Here is a 3,280-nt window from a genome sequence, read left to right as displayed (position 1 = left end):
CGGCCGGGTTCCGCACGGCGGCCCGGCTGATCCGTACCGCCGACCGGCTCGGCATCCCCGTGCTCACCCTCATCGACACCCCGGGCGCGGCCAACGACGCGGCGGCCGAGAGCGACGGGGCGGGCCCGGCGATCGCCGACGTCTTCGCCGCCGTCGCGGAGGCCACCGTGCCCGTGACGTCGCTGCTGATCGGCGAGGGCGGCTCCGGCGGGGCGCTGGCACTGGCCGCCCCGGGCAGGCTGTGGGTCACGCCGGACAGCTACTTCTCCGTGATCGCACCGGAGTCGGCCGCCGCCATCCTCAAACGGCCCGCGGCCCAGGCGGCCGCCACCGCCGACGATCTGATGCTGCGTCCCCAGGACGTCGTACGGCTCGGAGTCGCACGCGGAATCGTCGGGACGGTCGGGACGGGCGAGGGGGCGGACGCGGCGGACGGTGGCGACGGCGCGAACGGCGGACGCGGTGCGGGCGGTTCGGGCGGTACGCGCGGCGGAGACGACGGAGACGACGGAGACGACGGGGGCGGCGCGGGCCGGAGCGACGCCGCCTGACCCGAATCGCCCGGCGCTCAGCGGCGTTCGGTGAGCAGTTCGCCGAGCGCGTCCGCGAACCGGTCGGTGCACTCGGCGTCCCGTACGGCGATCCGCAGCCACTGCGGGCCCAGCCCCGGGAAGGTGTCGCCGCGCCGCACCGCGAACCCCGACGACCGCAGCCCCTCGCGCAGTTCGGCGGCCCGTGGATGGCGTACCAGGACGAACGGGGCGCGCGGTGAGCCCTCGACACTCAGCCCCGCGGAGGCGAACTCGCCCAGCCGCGCCAGCAGATGGTCCCGGTCGCGGGCGGTGCGCCGTGCCGCGTCCTCGGCCTCGGCGAGGGCGTGCGGCGCGCAGCACGCCTCGGCCGCCGTCAGGGCGGGCGCCGACACCGGCCACAGCGGCTGCTGCCGGGCGAGCGCGGCGACCGTGGCGGGGTCGGAGAGCACATATCCGATGCGCAGACCCGCCAGACCCCAGGTCTTGGTGAGGCTGCGCAGCACGACGACCCGTCCGGGCAGCGGCGCCTCCGTGTCCTCGCCTTCCGCCAACCACGGTGCGAGGGACTCCTGTTCGCCCGGCACCGCGTCGATGAACGCCTCGTCCACCACCAGGGTGCGTCCCTCGCGCGCGAGGGCGGCGAGCGTGCGCGCGGGGTGCAGCACGGAGGTCGGGTTGGTCGGATTGCCGACGACGACGAGATCCGCGTCGGCGGGCACGTCCGCGATGCCGAGCCGGAAACCGCCGGACGCCGCGAGCAGTACGCGTTCCACGTCGTGCCCCGCGTCCCGCAGCGCTGCCTCGGGCTCGGTGAACTGCGGATGCACGACGACCGGACGGCGCGGACGCAGCGCACGGGCCAGCAGCACGAACGCCTCGGCCGCGCCCGCCGTCAGCAGCACCCGCTCCTCGGCGAGGCCGTGCCGGACGGCGACGGCGCAGCGGGCGGCACGCGGGTCCGGGTAGGCGGCGAGCCCGTCGAGGGAGTCCGCGAGGCGCCGCTTGAGCCATGACGGGGGAGTGCCCGTACGGACGTTGACCGCGAGGTCCGTCAACTTCCGTCCGTCGTCCCGTACTTCGGCGTCGCCGTGGTGCCGCAGGCCGTATTCGTGACCGCACTCGGGGACGGACTCCGGGTCGGGTTCGGGGGCGGGACCGCTGCCCGGTTCATCCGGCGTACGCATCGCCGTCTCCGTGCCGGGCGCCGTTTCCGTACGCCGCGCCGGCGCGTGGCCCTTCCAGGATCCGCCGCAGGAGGGACGCGTACCGGGCGGGGTCTTCCGGCATCCGCCCCCGGTGCGCACGTACGCGGGCGACCGCGGCCGTCGCCATGGCCGAAGTGCCGTCCCCGGCACGGGACTTGGCCTTCGGGACGACGAGCCGTGCGCCGTCGCCCGCGGCGGTCACCGCGGCGGCCTCCGCGACGGACGGTGTGCCGGTCGCCGCGCGTGTGACGTCCGAGGGGTTCGGGACCTCGACGGCGGCGAGGACATGTGCGGGGTAGCTGCGCAGCGGCAGCTTGAGCCGGTCCGCGGCGGCGAGCAGACCGGGCTCGCCCGCCTTGGCGTCCACGGTCGCCAACTCCGCGACACAGCGCACCGAGAGCCCCGCCCCGGCGAGTGACCGCTCGACGAGCCCGACGACGTCGGCGCCGGAGACGCCCCGTCCCGCACCGATGCCGACCGACAGGGACGGCGGACGCAGCACCGCCTCGCCGGGGCCGAGCGCGAGGATCTCGTCCGTGACCCACAGCGTCGTACGGGGCCCGCTCGCGGCGGCCCCGAGACGGGAGGACGCCTGCGGGAGCCATGCCGCGGGGCCGCGCAACTCCACGGGCAGCCCGTCGAGGAGCGCCCGCGCGACGCACGCCACGTCGCCCTCGACACACCAGCCGGGCAGCTCGGACCGGTCGGGGCCGTCGGACCGGGCGGACGGGCCAGGGAGTCCGCCGCCATCCCGCAACTGCCCTGCCGCATCGGGGAGTTCACCGCCTGGGAGGACGACGCACACCGTCTCACCGGCCGAGTACCGGCCCACGGCCTCCGCCCCGGCGCCGCTCAGCGCGGGCACGTCCGGCACCCCTCGACGAGTCTGCGGGCCATCGACGGCGCGGCGGCCCAGTGCACATGGAGATACGAGGCGTGGACGTTGCCGTACGGACCGCCCACGAAGCCCTCCCGGCGGCGTTCCGGCCGTACGAGGCCCCACGCGGGCTCGTCGCCCGCGCCCGGCGAGAGCGCGGTGCGGTGGAACTCGTGCCCGCGCACCCGCAGTCCGGCCGGAGCGAGGACGCTGTCCCCGACGGCGACGGCCTCGCGGTAGCCGAGCGTGAGCTGCTCCGTCATCCGGGCCGTGCCGTCCAGCACACCGCACATCCGCGCACCGTCCAGTTCGCGGCACAGATACAGCAGTCCGCCGCACTCGGCGGCCACCGGGCCCCCGGCGGCGACGAGTTCGCGTACGACTGAGCGCAGTCTCCTGTTCTCCGCGAGCTGCGGCCCGTACACCTCGGGGAAGCCGCCGCCGATGACGAGACCGCGCGTGCCCTCCGGCAGAGTCTCGTCGCGCAGCGGATCGAAGCTGACGGTCTCCGCGCCCGCGGCGCGCAGCAGTTCGGCGTGCTCGGCGTAGGCGAAGGTGAAGGCGGGGCCGCCCGCGACGGCGATGAGCGGCCGCGAACCGCCGCCGCTCGCACCGGTGTTGGCGCCCGCGGCCGCCGTGCCGCCTGTGCCGCTCGTGCCGGAGCG

At 76.3% G+C, this 3,280-nt stretch carries 3 protein-coding genes and 1 pseudogene; 1 reads left to right on the top strand and 3 read right to left on the bottom strand.

The window, feature by feature from the left end:
- Window positions 1–551 (top strand): carboxyl transferase domain-containing protein (locus tag AN218_RS30235; RefSeq protein WP_275937006.1); only part of this gene is annotated, 551 nt, incomplete at its 5' end.
- Between the two features lie 17 nt (window positions 552–568).
- On the opposite strand, the gene cobC is transcribed toward AN218_RS30235, so the two are convergent.
- From cobC to AN218_RS30220, 3 genes and pseudogenes are all read right to left on the bottom strand, one after another.
- Window positions 569–1,717: an Rv2231c family histidinol phosphate aminotransferase CobC gene (gene cobC / locus AN218_RS30230; RefSeq protein ID WP_079132750.1), complete on the bottom strand. Its 1,149-nt coding sequence runs from the start codon at window positions 1,715–1,717 to the stop codon at window positions 569–571.
- Window positions 1,701–2,603 carry a cobalamin biosynthesis protein gene (locus tag AN218_RS30225; protein ID WP_244900839.1) on the bottom strand — a complete coding sequence of 301 codons (903 nt, stop codon included), beginning with the start codon at window positions 2,601–2,603 and terminating at the stop codon, window positions 1,701–1,703. The genes cobC and AN218_RS30225 overlap by 17 nt, the downstream gene beginning before the upstream one ends.
- A pseudogene (locus AN218_RS30220) lies at window positions 2,591–3,280 on the bottom strand (cobyrinate a,c-diamide synthase); the annotation flags it as partial. The gene AN218_RS30225 and the pseudogene AN218_RS30220, both read right to left, overlap by 13 nt.

The sequence above is a fragment of the Streptomyces nanshensis genome, from assembly GCF_001751255.1.
Classification (GTDB): Bacteria; Actinomycetota; Actinomycetes; order Streptomycetales; family Streptomycetaceae; genus Streptomyces; species Streptomyces nanshensis_A.
The sequence above is the reverse complement of the archived record's forward strand: the minus strand, read 5'-3'. Positions and strand labels throughout refer to the sequence as shown.